21 protein-coding genes are annotated in these 18,847 nt (G+C 71.4%); 8 read left to right on the top strand and 13 right to left on the bottom strand.

The window, feature by feature from the left end; all coding sequences use genetic code 11:
• The first annotated feature begins 150 nt into the window (after positions 1 to 150).
• Positions 151 to 1,041 carry an alpha/beta hydrolase gene (locus tag ABZ297_RS11170; protein ID WP_355342977.1) on the top strand — a complete coding sequence of 297 codons (891 nt, stop codon included), beginning with the start codon at positions 151 to 153 and terminating at the stop codon, positions 1,039 to 1,041.
• 13 nt (positions 1,042 to 1,054) lie between these two features.
• Positions 1,055 to 1,966, top strand: a complete 912-nt coding sequence (locus tag ABZ297_RS11165; RefSeq protein ID WP_355342974.1) for an oxygenase MpaB family protein — start codon at positions 1,055 to 1,057, stop codon at positions 1,964 to 1,966.
• Here ABZ297_RS11165 and pqqE read toward each other — a convergent pair.
• The 8 genes from pqqE to ABZ297_RS11125 all read right to left on the bottom strand — a co-directional run bounded on the left by pqqE (position 1,917) and on the right by ABZ297_RS11125 (position 7,460).
• On the bottom strand, positions 1,917 to 3,056 hold the full coding sequence (gene pqqE, locus ABZ297_RS11160) for a pyrroloquinoline quinone biosynthesis protein PqqE (RefSeq protein ID WP_355342971.1): 1,140 nt from the start codon (positions 3,054 to 3,056) through the stop codon (positions 1,917 to 1,919). The two genes, ABZ297_RS11165 and pqqE, sit on opposite strands and share 50 nt — an antisense overlap.
• Positions 3,053 to 3,292 carry a pyrroloquinoline quinone biosynthesis peptide chaperone PqqD gene (pqqD, locus tag ABZ297_RS11155; RefSeq protein WP_350811203.1) on the bottom strand — a complete coding sequence of 80 codons (240 nt, stop codon included), beginning with the start codon at positions 3,290 to 3,292 and terminating at the stop codon, positions 3,053 to 3,055. Before pqqD ends, pqqE begins: the two co-directional genes overlap by 4 nt.
• Positions 3,289 to 3,960 (bottom strand): pyrroloquinoline-quinone synthase PqqC, encoded by a 672-nt coding sequence (gene pqqC, locus ABZ297_RS11150; RefSeq protein WP_355342968.1) that lies wholly within the window; start codon positions 3,958 to 3,960, stop codon positions 3,289 to 3,291. The genes pqqD and pqqC overlap by 4 nt, the downstream gene beginning before the upstream one ends.
• Positions 3,957 to 4,769, bottom strand: a complete 813-nt coding sequence (locus ABZ297_RS11145) for an MBL fold metallo-hydrolase (RefSeq protein ID WP_355342965.1) — start codon at positions 4,767 to 4,769, stop codon at positions 3,957 to 3,959. Before ABZ297_RS11145 ends, pqqC begins: the two co-directional genes overlap by 4 nt.
• 12 nt (positions 4,770 to 4,781) lie before the next feature.
• The gene (gene pqqA / locus ABZ297_RS11140; protein ID WP_350811200.1) at positions 4,782 to 4,937 is read right to left on the bottom strand and encodes a pyrroloquinoline quinone precursor peptide PqqA; all 156 of its coding nucleotides are present in this window, start codon (positions 4,935 to 4,937) and stop codon (positions 4,782 to 4,784) included.
• A 210-nt stretch (positions 4,938 to 5,147) separates the two neighbouring features.
• The gene (locus tag ABZ297_RS11135) at positions 5,148 to 6,056 is read right to left on the bottom strand and encodes a PD-(D/E)XK nuclease family protein (protein WP_355342962.1); all 909 of its coding nucleotides are present in this window, start codon (positions 6,054 to 6,056) and stop codon (positions 5,148 to 5,150) included.
• Entirely contained in the window at positions 6,034 to 6,753 is a 720-nt protein-coding gene (locus tag ABZ297_RS11130; protein WP_355342959.1) for an MBL fold metallo-hydrolase, read from the bottom strand. The genes ABZ297_RS11135 and ABZ297_RS11130 overlap by 23 nt, the downstream gene beginning before the upstream one ends.
• An 80-nt stretch (positions 6,754 to 6,833) precedes the next feature.
• Positions 6,834 to 7,460, bottom strand: a complete 627-nt coding sequence (locus ABZ297_RS11125) for a DUF6758 family protein (protein ID WP_355342956.1) — start codon at positions 7,458 to 7,460, stop codon at positions 6,834 to 6,836.
• Between the two features lie 74 nt (positions 7,461 to 7,534).
• On the opposite strand from ABZ297_RS11125, the gene ABZ297_RS11120 reads away from it, so the two are divergent.
• Entirely contained in the window at positions 7,535 to 7,933 is a 399-nt protein-coding gene (locus ABZ297_RS11120; protein ID WP_355342953.1) for an NUDIX domain-containing protein, read from the top strand.
• Positions 7,934 to 7,940: 7 nt separating this feature from the next.
• Here the strand turns inward: ABZ297_RS11120 and ABZ297_RS11115 are convergent, their stop codons facing one another.
• From ABZ297_RS11115 to ABZ297_RS11105, 3 genes are all read right to left on the bottom strand, one after another.
• The gene (locus ABZ297_RS11115) at positions 7,941 to 10,781 is read right to left on the bottom strand and encodes a hypothetical protein (RefSeq protein ID WP_355342950.1); all 2,841 of its coding nucleotides are present in this window, start codon (positions 10,779 to 10,781) and stop codon (positions 7,941 to 7,943) included.
• Positions 10,782 to 11,024: 243 nt separating this feature from the next.
• The gene (locus ABZ297_RS11110) at positions 11,025 to 12,014 is read right to left on the bottom strand and encodes a type II CAAX endopeptidase family protein (protein ID WP_355342947.1); all 990 of its coding nucleotides are present in this window, start codon (positions 12,012 to 12,014) and stop codon (positions 11,025 to 11,027) included.
• A gap of 130 nt (positions 12,015 to 12,144) precedes the next feature.
• Complete coding sequence (locus ABZ297_RS11105) at positions 12,145 to 13,092, bottom strand: CoA ester lyase (protein ID WP_355342944.1); 948 nt, start codon at positions 13,090 to 13,092, stop codon at positions 12,145 to 12,147.
• A 158-nt stretch (positions 13,093 to 13,250) separates the two neighbouring features.
• Between ABZ297_RS11105 and ABZ297_RS11100 the strand changes: the two genes are divergently transcribed.
• A complete protein-coding gene (locus ABZ297_RS11100; RefSeq protein ID WP_355342941.1) occupies positions 13,251 to 13,727 on the top strand; it encodes a nucleoside deaminase in 477 nt (158 codons plus the stop codon).
• A gap of 80 nt (positions 13,728 to 13,807) precedes the next feature.
• Positions 13,808 to 14,176, top strand: a complete 369-nt coding sequence (locus tag ABZ297_RS11095) for a hypothetical protein (RefSeq protein ID WP_355342938.1) — start codon at positions 13,808 to 13,810, stop codon at positions 14,174 to 14,176.
• On the opposite strand, the gene ABZ297_RS11090 is transcribed toward ABZ297_RS11095, so the two are convergent.
• Positions 14,160 to 15,107 carry an EamA family transporter gene (locus tag ABZ297_RS11090; RefSeq protein WP_355342935.1) on the bottom strand — a complete coding sequence of 316 codons (948 nt, stop codon included), beginning with the start codon at positions 15,105 to 15,107 and terminating at the stop codon, positions 14,160 to 14,162. The two genes, ABZ297_RS11095 and ABZ297_RS11090, sit on opposite strands and share 17 nt — an antisense overlap.
• 100 nt (positions 15,108 to 15,207) lie before the next feature.
• Between ABZ297_RS11090 and ABZ297_RS11085 the strand changes: the two genes are divergently transcribed.
• Positions 15,208 to 16,413, top strand: coding sequence for a CBS domain-containing protein (locus tag ABZ297_RS11085; RefSeq protein ID WP_355343028.1), 1,206 nt, complete (start codon positions 15,208 to 15,210; stop codon positions 16,411 to 16,413).
• Complete coding sequence (locus ABZ297_RS11080) at positions 16,403 to 16,864, top strand: DUF1003 domain-containing protein (RefSeq protein ID WP_355342932.1); 462 nt, start codon at positions 16,403 to 16,405, stop codon at positions 16,862 to 16,864. Before ABZ297_RS11085 ends, ABZ297_RS11080 begins: the two co-directional genes overlap by 11 nt.
• Here ABZ297_RS11080 and ABZ297_RS11075 read toward each other — a convergent pair.
• Entirely contained in the window at positions 16,854 to 17,309 is a 456-nt protein-coding gene (locus ABZ297_RS11075) for a MarR family transcriptional regulator (RefSeq protein ID WP_355342929.1), read from the bottom strand. The two genes, ABZ297_RS11080 and ABZ297_RS11075, sit on opposite strands and share 11 nt — an antisense overlap.
• A 157-nt stretch (positions 17,310 to 17,466) precedes the next feature.
• Between ABZ297_RS11075 and ABZ297_RS11070 the strand changes: the two genes are divergently transcribed.
• Positions 17,467 to 18,606, top strand: coding sequence for an Mrp/NBP35 family ATP-binding protein (locus ABZ297_RS11070; RefSeq protein ID WP_355342926.1), 1,140 nt, complete (start codon positions 17,467 to 17,469; stop codon positions 18,604 to 18,606).
• Positions 18,607 to 18,847 lie beyond the last annotated feature (241 nt).

The following is an 18,847-nucleotide window of genomic DNA, read 5'->3' as shown; positions in this document are numbered from 1 at the left end:
TTCGGACGCCCCCGGCCGTGTGCTGGTCGCGGGGCGCCATCGCCGTCCGGGCACGCCGGTTCGCTCATACGCGACAAGTCCGCCGAATCCGGACCAGCGTGCGCAGTTCGCCGGTGCCGCGGCGCTGACCTCGGGGTATTGTTGCCCCACGTGAGTACGCCGCGATTCCTCAATCTGCCTCCTGGCGTCGCGCCCCGGAAGCTCGAGACGCCCCAGGGCACGTTCGCGGCTCTTGAGGCGCTTCCTGTCAGCGGCGTGGTGGACCGCTGGCCCGCGCTCCTCGTCCCCGGCCTGACGGGCAGCAAGGAAGACTTCATCGCGGTCCTGCAGACCCTGGCCCAGTCCGGGCGCCGGGTGGTCGCCGTCGACCTGCGCGGCCAGTACGAGACGGCCGGCCCCGACGACCCCGACGCGTACACCTGCGCGGCGCTCGGCGCCGACGTCGACCTGGTGGCCCAGGCGATCGCGGGCGGCGAGCCGGTGCACCTGGTGGGCCACTCCTTCGGCGGGCTGGTCGCGCGCGAGGCCGTCATCGACGGACGGGTCAAGTTCGCCTCGTTCACCCTGATGAGCTCGGGCCCGGCGGCCATCGTGGGGCCGCGAGCCCACTACAGCAGGAAGATCATGGAGGAGGTCCCCGCGAGGGGGCTCGAGCACGCGTGGGCCACCGGCTTCGAGCCGGAGGCGCTGGCCAACGGGGTCCCCGACGACATCCTGGAGTTCCTGCACAAGCGGCTGCTCGCCAACTCGCCCGTCGGCCTGGCGACGATGGCCGAGCAGGTGCTCACCATGCACGACCGCACCGACGAACTGCGCCAGATCGAGGTGCCCACGCTGGTGCTGTTCGGCGAGCACGACGACGGCTGGCCGGCCGAGGTCCAGTCGGAGATGGCGGCGAGGCTGGGCGCGGAGTTCATGGTGCTGCCCGGCGCGGCCCACTCTCCCGCCGTGGAGGCGCCGGAGACGACGGCGGCGGCGCTGGTCGGGTTCTGGAACACCGCAGAAACCCACTACTTGGACACTCGGTCCAATGCCATGTAATGATGCACTTACTATGGCGATCAGCGAAGAACTCGCCGCCCAGCCGCCGCAGAGCGCGACCTGGCAGGTGCACCTCGACCGCTCGATGTGGGTCGGCGGCGTCCGGGGGCTCATGCTCCAGGCGCTGCATCCGGTGGCGATGCGCGGCGTCTGGCAGAACTCCACCTTCCAGGAGGACCCGTTCGGGCGGCTCCGCCGTACCGCCGACTTCGTCGGGAGGGTGACGTTCGGCAGCCCGGAGGAGGCCGACGAGATCGGCATGCGGGTGCGCGGCATCCACAAGCGGCTGCGCATCAACGACCCCGACACCGGCCGGACCTACCGCGTCGACGACCCCGAGCTGCTGCTCTGGGTGCACTGCGCGGAGGTCTCGTCCTACCTGGAGGTGGCCAGGCGCGGCGGGCTGGCGCTCACCGAGCGCGAGGCCGACCGTTACCTGAACGAGCAGCGAAAGAGCGCCTCGTACGTCGGCCTGCACCCCGACGACGTGCCGGGCTCGTGCGCCGAGATGGACGCCTTTCTCAAGCAGGCCCGCCCCGGCCTGCGGGTCACCGAGGAGGCGGCCTCAGCGGTCCGGTTCCTGCTCTGGCCCAGGCTGCCGTCGGAGCTGCGGATGCTGTCGCCGGGCAAGCCCGCCTACTTCCCGTTCGGCGCGCTGTGTTACTACACGCTGCCGGAGTGGGCGAGGCGGATGTACGGCGTGCTGCCGGAGGTCCCGCCGGCCACGGTGACGGCGGCGCTGAAGGCGTTCAGGCTGGGCATGAACGCGCTGCCCGAGAGCGTGCACGACCACGCGTTCACGCCGTCCACCAGAGACATGCTGCGCCGCTCGCGCGAGCGCTTCGGCGCCGCGGGTTACGACGTCAGCAGGGGCCTCAGAGGCCTGACCAACCCTCGGCGCTGGCCGAAGGCGCAGGCGGCCTGACCGGTTCGTCCGTAGGTGCGGGTGCCCGGCCGGGTGCGGGGCTCCGGTACGTCCAGGGGCCGCCGGCTGCCAGGTCGGTGATGAGGTGGTGGTCGGGTGACAGGGCGCAGGCCGGGTCGGTGCGCGTGGGGTCGCCGGTCAGCGCGTACGCCTGGCAGCGGCAGCCGCCGAAGTCCACCTCCCTGCGCGGGCAGCTTCGGCACGGCTCGCCCATCCAGGACGTGCCCCGGTAGGCGTCGAAGGCGGCAGAGCGCTCCCAGATCCAGCTCAGCGCGTGGTCGCGGACGTTCGGGAGGTCCAGCGGCAGGTCGTAGGCGGCGGGGCAGGGCAGCACCCGGCCGTCGGGTGCGACGGTGAGCGAGATCGCCCCCCAGCCGCCCATGCACGGCTTCGGCACCCCGTCGAAGTAATCCGGAATCACCCAGATCAGCTCGACACCCGTTGTCTCGCGATATTTCTGGACCACCGCCTCCGCCCGCGCGAGCTGCTCCCTCGTCGGCAGCAGGGCGGACCTGTTGACCAGCCCCCACCCGTAGAACTGCGTGTTGGCCAGCTCGATCCGCTCTACCCCCCACGACAGCCCCAGCTCGATGATCTCGCCGACGGCGTCCAGGTTCTCCCTGTGCAGCACCACGTTGAGCCCGAGCGGCAGCCCACGGGCGGTCACCAGCGCCGCCGCCCGCTCCTTGCGCGCGAACGACCTGCGCCCGGCGATCCGGTCCGACTCACCCGCCGTCGCCGCCTGCACCGACAGCTGCACGCTGCGCAGCCCGGACGCGACCAGCTCGCCCAGCCGCCGCTCGGTGAGGCCGACGCCGCTGGTGACGAGCTGCGTGTAGACGCCCTCCTGCTCGGCGGTCGCCACAATGTCGGCCAGATCCGGCCTGAGCAACGGCTCGCCGCCAGACAGGTGCGCGTGGACGACGCCGAGCGCCGCTGCCTCCTCGATGACCCGCTGCCACTCCGCCGTACCGAGCTCGCCCGACCTGGCCGCCAGCTCGACCGGGTTGGAGCAGTACGGGCAGCGCAACGGGCAGGCGTGGGTGAGCTCGGCCAGCATGGCCCACGGAGCCTTCCCCAACGGGTTCATCGCAGCCAGCCCTCCCCGCGCACGCGTTCCAGGAACCCCTCCACGTCGCCCTCTCCTGCCTCGGGGAACTCGGCGACGATCTCCTCGACGGTCCGCCGGCCGTCGCAGAGGCCGACGATGGCCGCCGCCTCCTCGTTCAGCACGACGATCCGCTCCGGGACGATGAGCAGGTCCGCCTGCCGTACCCGGTCGTGGCGGAGGACGGCCGCGGGCGACAGGGCAGGGCGCCAGGTCATCGGTAGGCTCCGTCCACGGCGTCGAGCAGCGCCCACAGCACGTCGCACTTGAAGGCGAGCGCCGCGATGGCCCTGTCCTGGTCGGCGCGGCTGCGCGCCCAGTCGAGGACGAGTTCGAGGGCCTCGCCGCTGTCCTGGCGGCCCTGGGTGACGCGGATCTGGAAGTAGCGCAGCCCGTCCTGGTCGATCCACGGATAGTGCCGCTCGAAGGCGGCGATCCTGGTGCGCATCAGGTCGGGGGCGAACAGTTCGGTCAGCGAGGCGGCCACGGCCTCCAGCGTCGAGCCGTTGCGGCACAGGTTCACGTACCCGTCCACCGCCAGCCGGACGCCCGGCAGGACCCCCTCGCCCGACAGCAGCAGGCCGCGGTCGAGCCCGGCAGCCTCGCCCAGGCGCAGCCACCGTTCGATGCCGCCCTCGCCCGGCCTGACGCCGTCGTGGTCCTGGATCCTGCGCAGCCACATCCGGCGCAGTTCCGGCGTCTCCAGCTTGGCCAGGACGTAGGCGTCCTTGATGGGGATGTGCCGCTGGTAGTGGAAGCGGTTGAGTATCCAGCCCCGCAGCTCGTCGCGGCTCAGCCGGCCCGCGTGCATCCGCTGGTTGAACGGGTGCAGGTGGTGGTAGCGCTTCTCCGGTACGGCGCGCAGCTCGGCCTCGAAGGCGTTCAAAGGTCGATCACCATCCCGTCGGCGGCCACCTCGACGCCCAGCTCGGCCAGCACCTTGTGCTGTTCGGCGGCCGGGTCCACGAGGGGGTTGGTGTTGTTGAGGTGGGTGTAGAGGCAGCGGGCGTCCAGCCGTGACAGGCGTTCCATGGTGGCCTCGATCGGGAGGTGGCCCATCTCGGTCGCGGTCCTGCTGGAGATGCCGGTGCGGCGGGGCTCCTCGTCGTCCCAGAACGTGCCGTCGACGATCACGCAGTCGGCCTGTTCGAGAGCCTCCGTGTCGGGCCAGGCGCCCATCGCGGGCGCGTAGATCAGGGTGGCGTCACCGTCGGTGATCCTCAGCGCCGACACCCAGCCGGACGGTCCCGGCTCCGTCGCGTAGCGGGGGCGCTTGTCCGAGATCGGGAGGGCGTCGGCGTCGTGCCAGGCGAGCTGGACGTACGGGGCCAGGATGTCGGCGAAGGGACGCAGCGCCTGCCGCACGGCCGGGGTGGCGTGGACCTCCAGCGTGTCGGCCTCCCTGAGGCGGAGCAGCCCGATGGTGTGGTCGAGTTCGGCATCGGTGAGGATGACGCCGCGGAGCGGCGACTCACGTGGGCCCGGGCCGGGACACAGCCACGGGCAGCTCTCGATCTGGTCGGTGATGTCAGGGGCGGCGTTGACGACGTAGCACCCGGTCGCCAGCCGCACGGCGAGGCTGGCGTGACGCCGCACGCGGGCGGGGTGGGCGCGCGCCCCGGAGCAGCCGGGGCACGCACAGTTCCACTGGGGCACGCCGCCACCGGCCGCGGTGCCGAGCACCTGCAGTCGCATGGCGTCCGCGCCCTACCTGGTGGCCAGGAAGTACGCGGTCATCTCCATGGACGCCTCGACGACCTGGTAGTCGGGCTTGTGCCAGGTGGTCTCCTCGCCACGGGAGCGGACCTTCTTCGCATGCGTCCTGGGCGGCTGCTTCTTACCCTTCTCCGTCGGCTGGGCCATGCGACGTGCACCTGCCTTCCATAAGCGGTTACCACCGATATGACGAGAGAAGAGCGAGATAGTCAATGCTTAGATCGGAGCTTTTCCCCGGAAATTTCAACTTATGGCGTTGATTGCCCCTTCAGGCGAGGTTCTTCATCCGATGTCTTGACCGGCAGCACGACCTTGACGCCACCGAAGCCTCGGACGCCGATTCCGAGGCGCTGGGGCTCAGTCGGCCAGGGCGTCCCAGGGCGTGCGGTCGGGGGCCGCTGCCAGGCCCTCGGGGCAGTGGCGGCGGAAGTCGCACCACGAGCAGAGGGGGCCGGGGCTGGGGGCGAAGTGCTCGTCGAGCTCGGGCGGCACCGCGGGCGGCTCAGCGGCCCCTGCCTGCGCTCCCCGCGTGCTCTTCGCCGGGATCCTGTCGCGGTAGCGCTCGTCGGCCGCCGCCGCCTCGTCGGCGATCTCCTCGGCGCGCCGCAGGTGGCGGGCGAGGGAGTCGTCGCTGTGCCGCCACTCGATGACCTCACCCGTGGGCAGATGGTGAAGCTCCACCTGATGGCAGGGGGTGCGCATCATCCGGGACGCCGCGACCGCGTAGATCGCCAGCGCGAGCGACGAGCGCGCGTCGTCCTGGGTGAGGGGTCGGCGCCCGGTCTTGTAGTCGACCACGACCAGTTCGTCGCCGCGCCTGTCGAGGCGGTCGATGCGCCCCGACACCGCGATGACCTTGGTGCGGGTCGCCACCGTACGTTCCACGCCCACCGGGTCGTCGGACGGGTCGAGGGTCGCGACGTATCCGGACACGAGGTCGCGGGCACGCCCCAGCCAGTGGGCCGACTGCTCCCTGTCTCTGAAGCCCTCGGTGATCCAGCCGTTGGTGAGCAGGATGGCCGCGGTGAGCGGGGTCCGCCGCTCGTACGGCTCGCGCCACCAGCCCGCGAGTGCGTTGTGCACGCTGGCGCCGACGCTGTTGTGCGCCCACGCCGGCCCCTTGGGCGGCTGCGGCCGGTCGAGGTAGGTGAACCGGTAGCGGCGCCGGCAGTCGAGCCAGGTGTTCAACCGCGACGGCGTGCACGAGTAGAGCCGCCGCGGCATCCCCTCCAGCGGAAGCTGGTCATGCACCCTGGTCGTCGCCATGGTTGAGCCTGATCCCGGAGGCCTTCGTGCCGTCGATGAGCGGCCCCTCCTCCTCGGGCTCCGTGCGGGTCAGCGAGCCCGACACCCAGTCGTCGAAGTGCGGCTCGAGGTCGCCGACGGTGACCTCTTCACCGTGGCAGGCCAGCACGCGGGTCTCGCCGGGCAGCGTGAACAGCCGCCCGCCGATCGCGGTGAGCTGGTCGGCCAGCGCCGGGTACTCGCCGCCGAGCTTGCCGGGGCCGTCGGCCTGAAGGGTCTTGCCGGTGAACACGACCCCGAGCGCCTCGCTGTAGAGCGACACGCCGCCGGGGGTCACGCCCGGCGTCTCCATGACGTCGAGCTGGATGTCGGCCACGCCGAAGGCGCCGTCGTCCTCCATGTCGATGTCGGGCCAGGTCTCGCGCCAGGTCTCGCGCCACAGCGGCTTGTCCTTGGGATGGAGGGCGATCACCGCCTCGTCGCGGCTCGCGACCTCGATGGCCGCGCCGACGTGGTCGGGCAGGCCGTGCGTGCAGATGACGGCCAGCACCTCGCGCTCGCCGACCTGCTCCAGGATCTTCTCGGCGTCACGCGCCGGGTCGATGACGATCACCTCGTCGTCGTCGCCTACGATCCAGGTGTTGTTCTCGACCTTCTCATGGGTGCCGTCGATGTCGACGACGCCCTCGGTCACCACTCGCTCGATACGCGCTGTCACGCCTCCGCACTCTAGTCCGTCTGGATGACAGAGCGAATCGCGTCGCTCGGCGAGTACCGAAAGAACCCGCCGCTTCGGGGTCAGCCGTCGAGCCTGGGCGACAGTGCGCCGAAGGGCACGTCCAGGTCGTGGTCGCGCAGATCCCACAGGCTGAGCTCGGCCAGCGCGATGAGACAGCCCGCCTCGGGCGGCCAGGCGATGGCCCACAGCCAGTTGCCGAGCGCCTCGCCCACGTAGACGGCCCTGTCGGGGGCGCCATCCACGCACCACAGCGAAGTCGGATGCCCGAGCACCTCGATCTTGGCGTTCGGCGGGCCCGCGTCGAATCCGCTGCCGGGGTCGGTGCTCTCGAGCCCGGCGAAGGCCGCGCCGAGCCCCACGCCGGGTTCCTCGGCGATGATCAGCAGGTCGGCGGGCCCCTCCACGAAGGAGGGCCCGCTCAGCGCGACCACGCTGGCCCTGACCCCCGTCCGCTGGTCGCCCGCCGAGGCGAACCCGGTCACCAACCATCCGGACGGCAGCGGCCACGGCAGCCACACCGGAACCACGGCGCTCTTTCGTACGATTTCCAGGGATTCGCCCGACGGTGGATGCGACGGCTGATAGGGGACCACGTCACCGTGCGCGTCACAACGCCACGCGCTTGACCACACACTCGGCTCGTGCACGGGGCCGAAACATCGCGGGCAGGTCGGGGCCGCTCTCACAGCTACCCACGCTGCTTCCTTCGGCGGCTCTCCGTCAAGGCCGCATCCCGATATCCCGTCGTAATCTTGACCATGTGCGCGTAAATTGTGTCGGCGCGATCATTTTCGACGCCTCCGCCCGACTTCTGGTGATCCGGCGCGGGCGACCGCCGGACGAGGGCCTCTGGTCGATCCCCGGCGGGCGGGTCGAGCCCGGGGAGAGCGACGTGGCCGCCGTGCGCCGCGAGGTGCTGGAGGAGACCGGGCTGCGGGTCACGGTGGGAGCCCTGATGGGGACGGTGGAGCGTCCGGGACCCAGCGGGGCCACGTACGCGATCCGCGACTACCGGGCCACGGTGGCGTCGGGGACGCTCACCGCGGGCGACGACGCCGCCGACGCCCGCTGGTGCCCGCTGGACGAGCTGGCCCGCCTTCCGCTCGCCCACGGCCTGCTGGACACGCTGACGGAGTGGGACGCGCTCCGTCCGCCGTGAAGCGCTGTCAGCGGGACAGCGTGCTGGTCCACAGGATGAGATGGTCGGCGTCGTACGTCGTGGAGCGGCCCAGGGCCACCACCTCCGAGCCCGCGATCGTCACGGCCGCCAGCCACTGCATCCCCGGGCCCGCCAGCCGGTCCCCGGTCGGGTCCTGACGGTTCCAGGTGAGGCCGTCCTGGGAGGTCCAGGCGGCACTGTCGCCGTCGGCCGAAGTGCCGTTCCAGCCGACCGCCACCAGGCCGTCGTCCGCCGCCGCGAGGTCGAAGACCGCCGCCGCCTGCCCCGTGGGGAGCCAGGACGTGCGCCAGGTGACACCGTCGTCGTCGGAGACCGCGGCGAACGCGCGGTGTGTCCCCGACGTCTGGGCGGTACCGATCGCGACGAGCTTGCCCTGGTAGGCGGCGATCTGACGGAAGCCCGCCGAGGTCGCGTCCGGCGGGGTGACGTGCTTGCGGGCCTTCCAGTTGACGCCGTCCTCGGAGAACCAGACGACGCCGCTCTCCTGGTCGCCGTGGCCCGCGCCGCCCACCGCGACGAACCCGGACGAGGTGGCCGTCACGTCGTGGAGGTGGACGTCCGAGCCGCCCTGCGGAAGCTTCTTGGACCGGGTGAACGCCCGCAGGTCGGGGGTGAACCAGAGAGCCGCGGCCGTCCCGGACGGACTCCTGTCCTCTCCGACCAGCACGTACCCCTTGTCGTCGGCGGCGACCGCATGGGCGGCCAGGTACGGGTGGTCCTGCGGGCGGGCGAGGTCGCCCGTGCCGGGGACCCGCTTCCAGGCGCGGCCGTCCTGTGAGCTGACGATCAGCGGCTCGGTGGCCGAGGTGTCGGTCTGGGTGCCGCCCACCGCCAGCCAGCCGCGGCGGCCGTACGCCACGTCGTCGAGGGTCTGCTGGTGCGCGCCGCCCAGGCTGATGGAGGTCCAGGTCTGCCAGTTGAGGCTGGTCCAGATGCCCGCGTCGCCGGAGGCCGAGCCGACCGCGACGTACCTGCCCTCGTGGGCGGCCAGGCGGTTGGTCTGACGGGCGATGCGCGACAGCCCGTCGATCCGGTCGAGCCGGACGCGGGCGGACGCCCCCTTGGCGGGGGCCGAGATCAGGACGAGCTGGTTGTCCACGTCCGCGGCCGCCTGGTCGCCGCCCGCGAACAGGGTGCCCCCTTCGGCGATGGTGAAGCCGCGCAGGGTGGCGCCGGCCAGGTTGCCGAGGTCGGCGCGCCTGGTCCAGGTGCGGGCGTCCGTGCTGGTCAGCACCGTGTACTTGCCGAGGTTGGCCTGGCTGATGGCGGCGACGCCCGAGGCGTAGGAGATCAGCGACTCCACGCCGGGGCTCTCCCCGCTCAGGCCGCGGATGGAGCCGCACTGCGACCAGCGCGCGCCCGTGGGCGAGCAGTAGACGCGGACGTCCCCGGAGACCGTGCGCTGCCTGATCGGCGCCAGGACGAACTGCTTGGGCAGCACGGCCAGCGACCCGATCCTGGGCATCGCCTCGGGCAGCTGGAAGCTGGTCGGCTGCCAGCTCTTACCGCCGTCGGCCGAGCGCACGACCCGGGAGCCCGCGCCCTGTTCGGGCTGCCCGGCCGCGACGACCGTGTCGCCCTTGGCCACCAGAGCGGTCAGCTCGCGCACGCCCAGGCCACGGGTCTGCACCCGCTGCCAGGCCCGGCCGTCGGCCGACTGCCAGGCCGCGGGGGCCGAGCCGCCGTCCTCGCGGGTGGCGCGGCCGACTGCGACGAAGCCGGACGCCGTCCTGGCGATGTCGGCGATCTGGTCGCCGGGTCTGAACGCGGCCGGCCCGGTCTGTTCCACGGCGGCCCAGCTGAACCCGTCGGAGCTGGTCCACAGGCCGCGCTCGCCGCCCGCGCCGTCGCCGCCGCTGGCCAGCCAGAGCCCGCCGCCTCCCACGACCCGCTGAACGGTGGGGGTGCTCGTGCCGGTGACCTGGCCGAGCTGCCAGTTCCTGCCGCCGTCGGGCGAGAACAGGAACAGCGGACGCGGTGTCGGGCTGGTCGTGTCGCTGCCGACGGCGACCACGGCGCGTCCGACCGAGGCCATGTCGTTGAGCTTCTGGTTCGAGCCGTCGCCGGCTGAGGGGACGGTGAACAGGTCGTCGCCCGAGCGGCCGGTGCCCGCCGCCAGACGCAGGCCGTTTCGCTGGGAGGAGCTCCACCACTGCCATCCCACCACTCCGGCCGCCACCACCAGGACCAAGGCCGTGACGAGGGCCAGCGGCCTGGCGAGGCGCCGCCGCGCGACGGGGCTGGATCTGCGGACGGCGGCGGGCGCGGGGCCCCGGTGATGCCTGCCGCCCGAGCCGCCGGGGCGTGCCGGCCCCGACGCGACGAGCAGATCAGGTCTCGTGGGACGCCCACCTGGCGGCCTCCCGACCCGGCGCACCCCGTCCTCGCCGGGCGGTTCCTCCCCGCCGGGCGGCTCGTCCGGCTCGGCGGCCTCGGGCTCCGCCTCCTCGGGAAGCGGCAGGTGGTACGGGGGCTCGCGGTGGGGAGGCTGGGCCTCCGTCTCGGGCCGGGGACGCGTCGGGGTGCCGGCGACGAGCTTGTCGGGATGGGTCACGCGACGCGAGCGGCGGGGCGCCTCGGTCTCGGACGTCGGCGAGCTGTACGGCCTGCGCCCCTTGGGCGGATCCGGAGGCTCGTCCTCAGGCGTGGGGGCGGAGAAGGGCGGCATGCCCCAGGGGGAGGCCAGGGGTAAGCCCCGAGCCCGATCGTCGGTGGGGCCCGGCGGGGTGTGCCGGATCCTGGGCTCATCCTGACCGTGCGCGTCCTCGGGACGCGGGTCGTCGTCACCCGGCGGCCGCCGTGGCGGGTCACTGGGACCGGATGCCACGCGTCGCACCTCCTAGCCGAACTAGTCGAACCGGTCGCGCTCGTCGAGCCGGTTGAGCAGCGGTCGTGCCCGGCCGGACCGGCCCGGGGCCTGGGGACCGTTCAGGCTCACCATCCCCATGCGCCTCGCCCGATCCCCAAGATCACCTCCGCAATCCTCGCCCACTCACAGGATCCAGAGCAACACGCCGGAGCCCGAATGGCGAGACCTCTCTAGCGAGATTCCTGGCACCTCTACGGCGATTTATCCGGAAATCGTGCTGACTGCCCGCTTTTTGGCCAGATGGAGCACGCCGAAAGCGAACACCGCGAGCTGCACCACCGTCCCCGCCAGCGACTGCCAGGGCACCTCCCCCTGCTGCAGCGCCCTGTCGAGCTGCCCGGCCGCGGCGCTCAGCCCGAAGGCCAGCATGTTGTTCACCACGTGCATCGCGATCGGCGCCTCCAGCCCGCCCGTGCGCACCGCCAGCCAGCCCATGACCACGCCGAAGCTGAACACGTCCAGCAGGCCGACCCAGGTGTAGCCGTGCAGCGAGGCGAACATCACCGACCCCAGCACGATGCCCCACACCGGGTTGCGCAGGTGCACCCCGAACGCCTGGACCACCCAGCCGCGGAACATGTACTCCTCGGCCGCCGCCTGAAACGGCACCAGCACGACGATGACGATCAGCGCGGGCAGGAAGGCCGCCCAGCCCTTCCAGCCGAACAGGTCCGAGATCTGCTGCCCGGTCGCCATCAGCGCGAGCACCTGCGCGAGCTGCCCCAGCAGCAGCGCCACCACGGCCACGCCGACACAGCTCAGCAGCCACGACCAGCGCAACCGGCCCGCCACCGACGACAACGTCCCCGGCCTGCGGCGCTGGATCAGCGCGGCCGTGCCGAACACCAGGGGCAGCACCGCCGCGATCGACAGCAGCAGAAAGACCAGCCCGAACACCGGGTCACCGAAGAGCTGGTCCGGCTTCAGCGACACGGGGATGCCCACGATGGCCGCGATCACCATCCCGACGAACAGCACCACCAGGCCGATGACGAAGAACCCGGCGCCCACGATGATCGTGCCGACGATCTGCCGCCACATGCGGGTGGTGGCCGCGTTCCTGGCCAGGTGGTCGTACCTGGCTCCGGAGGGCGTGGGCAGGAGCCAGGGCTGCGTCCGCTGTGGGTACGGCTGGACGGGCGCTCCGGGCGGCGGGCCGTACGGAATCTGTGGACGGGGATTTTCCTGCATTCGTTCATTGTGTCCGCTGGGTGCGCAAAACTTCACAGACGGTACGGCAAATTAGCCGGATGCTCGGGGCACCATCCCCCCGGCGGTGCACCGCTGGTCGGGCTCTGGCTGACGTCCTCGTTCTGGTTCTTCACGACGATCGGTCCGAAGGTGTGAAGCTTCTGGTGCGGCGGAGCCCCGCGGCCCGGCCCTTGGCCGCCACGACCAGCGCCATCTTCCGCGAGGCCTCGTCGATCATCTCGTTGCCCAGCATGACCGCGCCGCGCCGCTCGACCGTCGTGTAGTAGTCGTAGGCCTCCAGGATGAGCTCGGCGTGGTCGTAGTCGTCCTGGGCCGGGGAGAACACCTCGTTGGCGGCGTCCACCTGCAGCGGGTGGAGGACCCACTTGCCGTCGAAGCCGAGCGCGGCGGCGCGGCGGGCCACCCGCTTGTAGCCCTCGACGTCCTTGATCTGCAGGTACGGGCCGTCGATCACCTGCAGGTCGTGCGTCCTGGCGGCCATCAGCAGGCGCATCAGGATGTAGTGGTAGGCGTCGCCCTCGGTGTAGCCGGGCGGCTGCTCGCCGACGACGAGGGTCCGCATGTTGATGGAGGCCATGAAGTCCGCGGGGCCGAACACCAGGGCCTCCAGCCGCCGCGACGACCCGGCGATGGCGTCGACGTTGACCAGGCCCCGGGCGTTCTCGATCTGCGCCTCGATGCCGATGCGGCCCACGTCCAGGCCCATCGTCTTCTCGATCTGGGTGAGCAGCGTGTCGAGCCAGACGACCTCGGTGGGGTCCTGCACCTTGGGCAGGATCAGGCAGTCGAGGTGCTCCCCCGCCCCCTCGACGACCTCGATCACGTCGCGGTAGGTCCACTGGGTCGTCAGGTCGTTGACCCGGACCACCCGCGTCTTGCCCGTCCAGTCGCCCCCGCGCAGGGCCGCCACGACGTTCTGGCGCGCCTCCTCCTTGGCCAGCGGCGCGACGGAGTCCTCCAGGTCCAGGAAGACCTCGTCGGCGGGCAGAGTCTGGGCCTTCTCCAGGAAGCGCGGGTTGCTGCCGGGCACCGCGAGTACAGAACGACGTGAGCGCATGCGGCACACGCTAGTGGCTCGTCCCGGCCAGGCAGCCGCCGCCCCGGTCGTTCCTCCGGCAGCTTCTCGGGGTCGGCTCACCCCCTTTCACCCGATGACGGAGATCGAGTTCTCGTCTGGCTAGCATGGCTTCGAAGATCGCATGTGAGGAGCCCGTCATGGTGGACGAGACCGACCTGCGCCACCTGCGCCGCTGCGTGGAGCTGGCGACCGAGGCCCTGGAGAAGGGCGACGAGCCGTTCGGCTCGGTCCTCGTCTCCGGCGACGGGACCGTCCTGGCCGAAGACCACAACCGGGTGGCGGGCGGCGACCACACCCGCCATCCCGAGTTCGAGCTGGCACGCTGGTCCGCCACGCACCTCACCCCCGAGGAGCGGGCGGCGGCCACCGTCTACACCTCCGGCGAGCACTGCCCGATGTGCGCCGCCGCGCACGGCTGGGTGGGGCTGGGCCGCATCGTCTACGCGGCCTCCTCCGAGCAGCTGGCGGGGTGGCTGAGCGAGATGGGCGCGCCCCCGCCCCCCGTGCGGACGCTGCCGATCCGCGACGTCGTACCCGGCGCCCAGGTGGACGGGCCCGTGCCCGAGCTGGCCCAGCAGGTGCGCGAGCTGCACCGCCGCTCCTACCGCTCCTGAGGGCGCGGCGTAGCCGTCCGCGCTGCGGCCCGAGGCGAGCAACTGGCCGATTCGCACGCCTCGAAGCTACAGTCGGGGGCGTGAGCGACACCAGCGCGGTCATCGAGGAGGGCGCCAAGAAGTCGGGCGTCCTGTGGGTCGGCCTCGACCGTCCGCGGCTGGCCTGGCACGCCTGGCACGACGGCGCCATCTACCTGGTGACCGGCGGCGGTGAGCAGCGCCTGCCCGGGCTCGACCAGCTCGGCACCGTCCGGGTGACGCTGCGCAGCAAGGACAACGGCGCCCGGCTGGCGGAGTTCGAGGCCGACGTGCACGTCGTCGACCAGGCCGCCGAGGCGGAGGCGGTGGCCGCGCTGGCCAAGGAGCGGCTCAACGCCCCCGACAGCGAGCACCTCACCGGCCGCTGGGCTCGCGAGTCGACCGTGCTGCGGCTCACACCCCGGCTCTGACCTGCGCTTCCGTCTCCAGCGACGGCACCGGGGCGGCGGACGTGGCCGTCTGCGCGAGCAGCGCGCCCACGAGGACGATCAGGCCGCCCACGATCTGGAACAGGCCCAGCGTCTCTCCCACCAGCGCCCAGGCCACCACCGCGCCGCCGATCACCTCCAGCGAGGCGACCGTCGCTCCCACCGCCGCCGACAGCCGCCTGACCGCGTTCACGCCGAGGATGTAGGCCGCCACGGTGGCGATGAGCACCATCCACAGGTACGCGCCCAGCACCGGCAGCGTGTGGCCGCCCTCAGGGGTGGCCTGGACGGTGAACGCCTGCCAGGGGATGTTCCACGGCCGCGAGAACGGCACCAGGACGACGGCGGCGCCCGTCATGCCCCAGGCGATCAGCCCGAGGGGGTCCACGTCGTCCCCAAAACTATCGTTCATCAGGAAATATCCGGCGCAGCACGCGCCCGCCAGCAGGCCGAGCACCAGCCCCAGGGCGTCCAGGCGGAGCCCCTGCCACGCCTCCACCACGATGGCCAGCCCCACCACGGCGGTCACCGCGCCGACGAAGGCCGCGCGGGCCAGCCGCACCTTGCGGACGAACCGGACCCACAGCACCACCATGACCGGCGCCATGAACTCCAGCAGGAGCGCGACCCCCACCGGCAGCCGGGTGATGGCGACGAAATAGAGTGACTGCACCCCGGCGACCGCCACGACCGCGTACAGCACCAAGAACGGCAGCCGGGAGCGCGGGATGCGCAGCGCGCTGGGCTTGGCCACCGCCAGCACGGCGAGGAGCAGCAGGCCCGCGCCGGCCATCCTGACCCAGACCGCCTCGATCGGGGCGAGGCCGGCCGCGATCAGATATTTGGCCATGGGCCCCGAGAACCCGAAGCAACAAGCCGACACAAACGCGACGGCCAGTCCCGTATACCTCATCGCAACACCATTCGGGTAATTACCATTAAACGGGTTTGATACTGACACGACCAGCGTCCAGAGTGCAATGCCTCAGCACTGTTAGCCTGCTGTAGTGAAGATCTTCGTTGCCCGCCTGGCCGGGACGCCGGTCTTCGACCCCGCGGGCGACCAGATCGGCCGCATCAGGGACGTCGTGGTCGGCCTGCACGACCACCGGCCGCCCACCGTGCACGGCATGGTGGTCGAGGTGCAGCCCCGCCGTCGCGTGTTCCTGCCCATCACCAGGGTGCGCGGCATAGAGGCCGGCGCGGTCGTCTTCACCGGACGCATCAACATGCGCAGGTTCGAGAAGCGCACCACCGAGACCCTCGTCATCGGGGAGATGCTGGACCTTACCGTCCAGGTCGCCGGAGAGCCGATGACGGTCCACGACGTCGCCATGGAGGAGACCAGCCCCTCGGTCTGGCGCGTCACGAAGATCGCCGCCTACCGGGGCAGGAGGCGGCGCGAGCTGCGGATCCTCAACTGGAACGAGGTGTCCGGCTTCGACATCCTGCAGCAGGACCAGGGCGCCGCAGGGCTGATCGCCGCGTTCGAGTCGCTACGGGCCGCCGACATGGCCGGCGCGCTACACGAGCTGCCGGCCAAGCGGCGCGTCGAGATCGCCCGCGCGCTCGACGACCACCGGCTCGCCGACGTCCTGGAGGAGCTGCCGCCCGACGACCAGATCGGCATCCTCGGCAAGCTCGAACCCGAGCGGGCGGCCGACATCCTGGAGGAGATGGGCCCCGACGACGCCGCCGACCTGCTGCACGGCCTCCCCGACGAGCAGGCCGCCAGGCTTCTCGCACTGATGGAGCCGGGCGAGGCGGCGCCCGTGCGGCGGCTGCTCACCTACCCCGACGACACCGCCGGCGGCATGATGACCAGCGAGCCGGTGATCCTGCCGCCGACCGCCACCGTGGCCGACGCGCTCGCGCACATCCGGCAACAGGACCTGACGCCCGCCGTCGCCGCCCAGGTCTACGTCACCCGCCCGCCCACCGAGACCCCGACGGGCGGCTTCCTGGGCGTGGCCCACTTCCAGCGGCTGCTCCGCGACCCGCCGTCCACCCTGCTGGGCAGCGTGATCGAGACCTCGGTCGACCCGATCAGGCCGGAGCTGCCCCTGCAGGAGGTCACGTCCTACCTGGCCAACTACAACCTGGTGGCGGCGCCGGTCGTCGACGAACTGGGCAGGCTCGTCGGCGCGGTCACCGTCGACGACGTGCTCGACCACCTGCTTCCCGAGGACTGGCGAGAAAGAGTGATCCATGACGACTGAACGCCTCGACCAGCCCAGGGCCCTGCGGCGCTCGCTGCGCCCGCACTACGACCCGGAGGTGTTCGGCCGCTGGGCGGAACGGTTCGCCCGCTTCCTCGGCACTGCCCGCTTCCTCGTTTACATGACCGTGTTCGTCACGGCCTGGATGGTGTGGAACGTCGCCCTGCCCGAGTCCCTCAGGTTCGACCCCTACCCCTTCATCTTCCTCACGCTCGCCCTGTCGCTCCAGGCCAGCTACGCCGCGCCGCTGATCCTGCTGGCCCAGAACCGGCAGTCCGACAGGGACCGCGTCCAGTACGAGCACGACCGCGAGGCCGACCTGCGCAACCAGGCCGAGATCGAGTACCTCACCCGCGAGATCGCCGGGCTCAGGCTGGCCGTCGGCGAGGTGGCCACCCGCGACTACCTGCGCTCGGAGCTTCAGCAGCTGGCGGAGGATCTCAGGAGGTGAGGTCCAGCTTCGCCAGCATCGCCCGCACCTGGCCGATCTCGCCCTGCCCGAGCATGTCCAGGAACTGGCTCCTGATCCCGTGCAGGTAGGTGGGCGTGGCCTCGACCAGCCGGTCCGCGCCCGCGTCGGTCAGCACCGCGAACAGCCCCCGCGCGTCGTTCGCGCACGCCTCGCGCGCCACCAGCCCGTCGCGCTGCAGCCGGTCGATGAGCCTTGTCAGACCGCTGCGCGAGAGCAGCACCCGGCCGGCCAGGTCGTTCATCCGCAGCCGCCGCTCCGGCGCCTCGGCGAGCTGCATGAGCACGTCGTAGGAGGCCAGCGGGAGGTCGTGGGCGACGAGCAGCTCCGCCTCCAGATAGCGGGTGATCCGCACCTGGGCGCGCTGCAGCATCCGCCAGACCGTCAGCTCCTCGGTGGTCAGGCCCTCATCGCCCAGAAGAGTCACGGAGTAACCTTAAGACGTTGCACGGACACCTAAAAGCCCGGATTAACCGGGTTGCACCGCTGGTTTATACCATGGAGGGGCATCTCCACTGGCGTGCAGCTCCTGTCATACATATACCGACAAAGGAGGGACGGCACTCCCTCGTGCCGAGACTTCGATGGCACCAACCCAGGAACAGGTGACGGCCGCTCTCGCCACCGTCATCGACCCCGAGATCCGTCGTCCGATCACGGACCTCGGCATGGTCAAGAGCATCGACATCGCGCCCGACGGTGCCGTGCGCGTGGGCATCTACCTCACGGTGTCCGGCTGCCCGCTGAAGGACACCATCCGCCGCGACGTCACCACCTCGGTCTCCAACCTCGACGGAGTCACGGGCGTCCAGGTCGAGCTCGACGTCATGAGCACCGAGCAACGCAAGGCCCTCCAGACCAAGCTGCGCGGCAACCGGGGCCCTGAGAAGGAGATCCCGTTCAACCAGCCGGGCTCGCTGACCCGGGTCTTCGCCGTCGCGAGTGGCAAGGGCGGCGTCGGCAAGTCGTCCGTGACGGTCAACCTGGCGGCGTCCATGGCCGCCAACGGGCTCAAGGTCGGCATCGTCGACGCCGACATCTACGGCCACAGCGTCCCGCGCATGCTCGGCGCCTCCGAGCGCCCCACCAAGGTCGAGGACATGATCATGCCGCCGGTGGCGCATGACATCAAGGTCATCTCGGTCGGCATGTTCAAGCCCGAAGGCAACACTCCCGTGGTCTGGCGCGGCCCGATGCTCGACCGCGCGCTCCACCAATTCCTCGCGGACGTCTACTGGGGCGACCTCGACGTCCTCCTCCTCGACCTGCCTCCGGGCACCGGCGACATCGCCATCTCGGTGGCGCAGCGCCTGCCGTCGGCGGAGCTCCTGGTCGTCACCACCCCGCAGATGGCCGCCGCCGAGGTGGCGGAGCGGGCCGGCTCGATCGCCGCCCAGACGCATCAGCAGATCGCGGGCGTCATCGAGAACATGGCCTGGCTGCCCTGCCCGCACTGCGACGAACGCATCTCCGTCTTCGGCGAAGGCGGCGGCCAGACGGTCGCCGACGCGCTGACCCGCACGCTGGGCGCCCGCGTGCCGCTGCTCGGCCAGGTGCCGATCGACCTGCGGCTGCGCGAGGGCGGCGACGAGGGCAAGCCGCTGGTCCTCACCGACCCCGACTCGCCGGCGGCGATGGAGCTCGCCAAGATCGCCGGAGCGTTGAGCAAGCGCTCCTCCAGCATCAAGGGCCTCCAGCTCGGCCTCGCTCCGACCCGCCACTGAACCGAGGCAGGGCCTGCTGGTCTGCCCTGCTGATCTTCCGGGCCCGCTCATCCCGAGCGGGCCCGACCTGTTTCACAACGGGCGCTCCACGTTCCACACACTCCGCCGGATCGCCTTCATCACGAAAAACGGCCCCAAGAAGAAGCTTCTTGGGGCCCGATGTCATTCAGGCATGCGGTCACCCACCGCCCGCCAGGCGGCGTCGGACGAGGAAGACGCCTGCCTTGCCGCGGGTCTGGAG

It is taken from the genome of Nonomuraea sp. NPDC005983 (assembly GCF_040614375.1).
GTDB lineage: Bacteria > Actinomycetota > Actinomycetes > Streptosporangiales > Streptosporangiaceae > Nonomuraea.
Note: the sequence above shows the minus strand (reverse complement) of the source record. Positions and strands in the feature narration are given on the sequence as shown.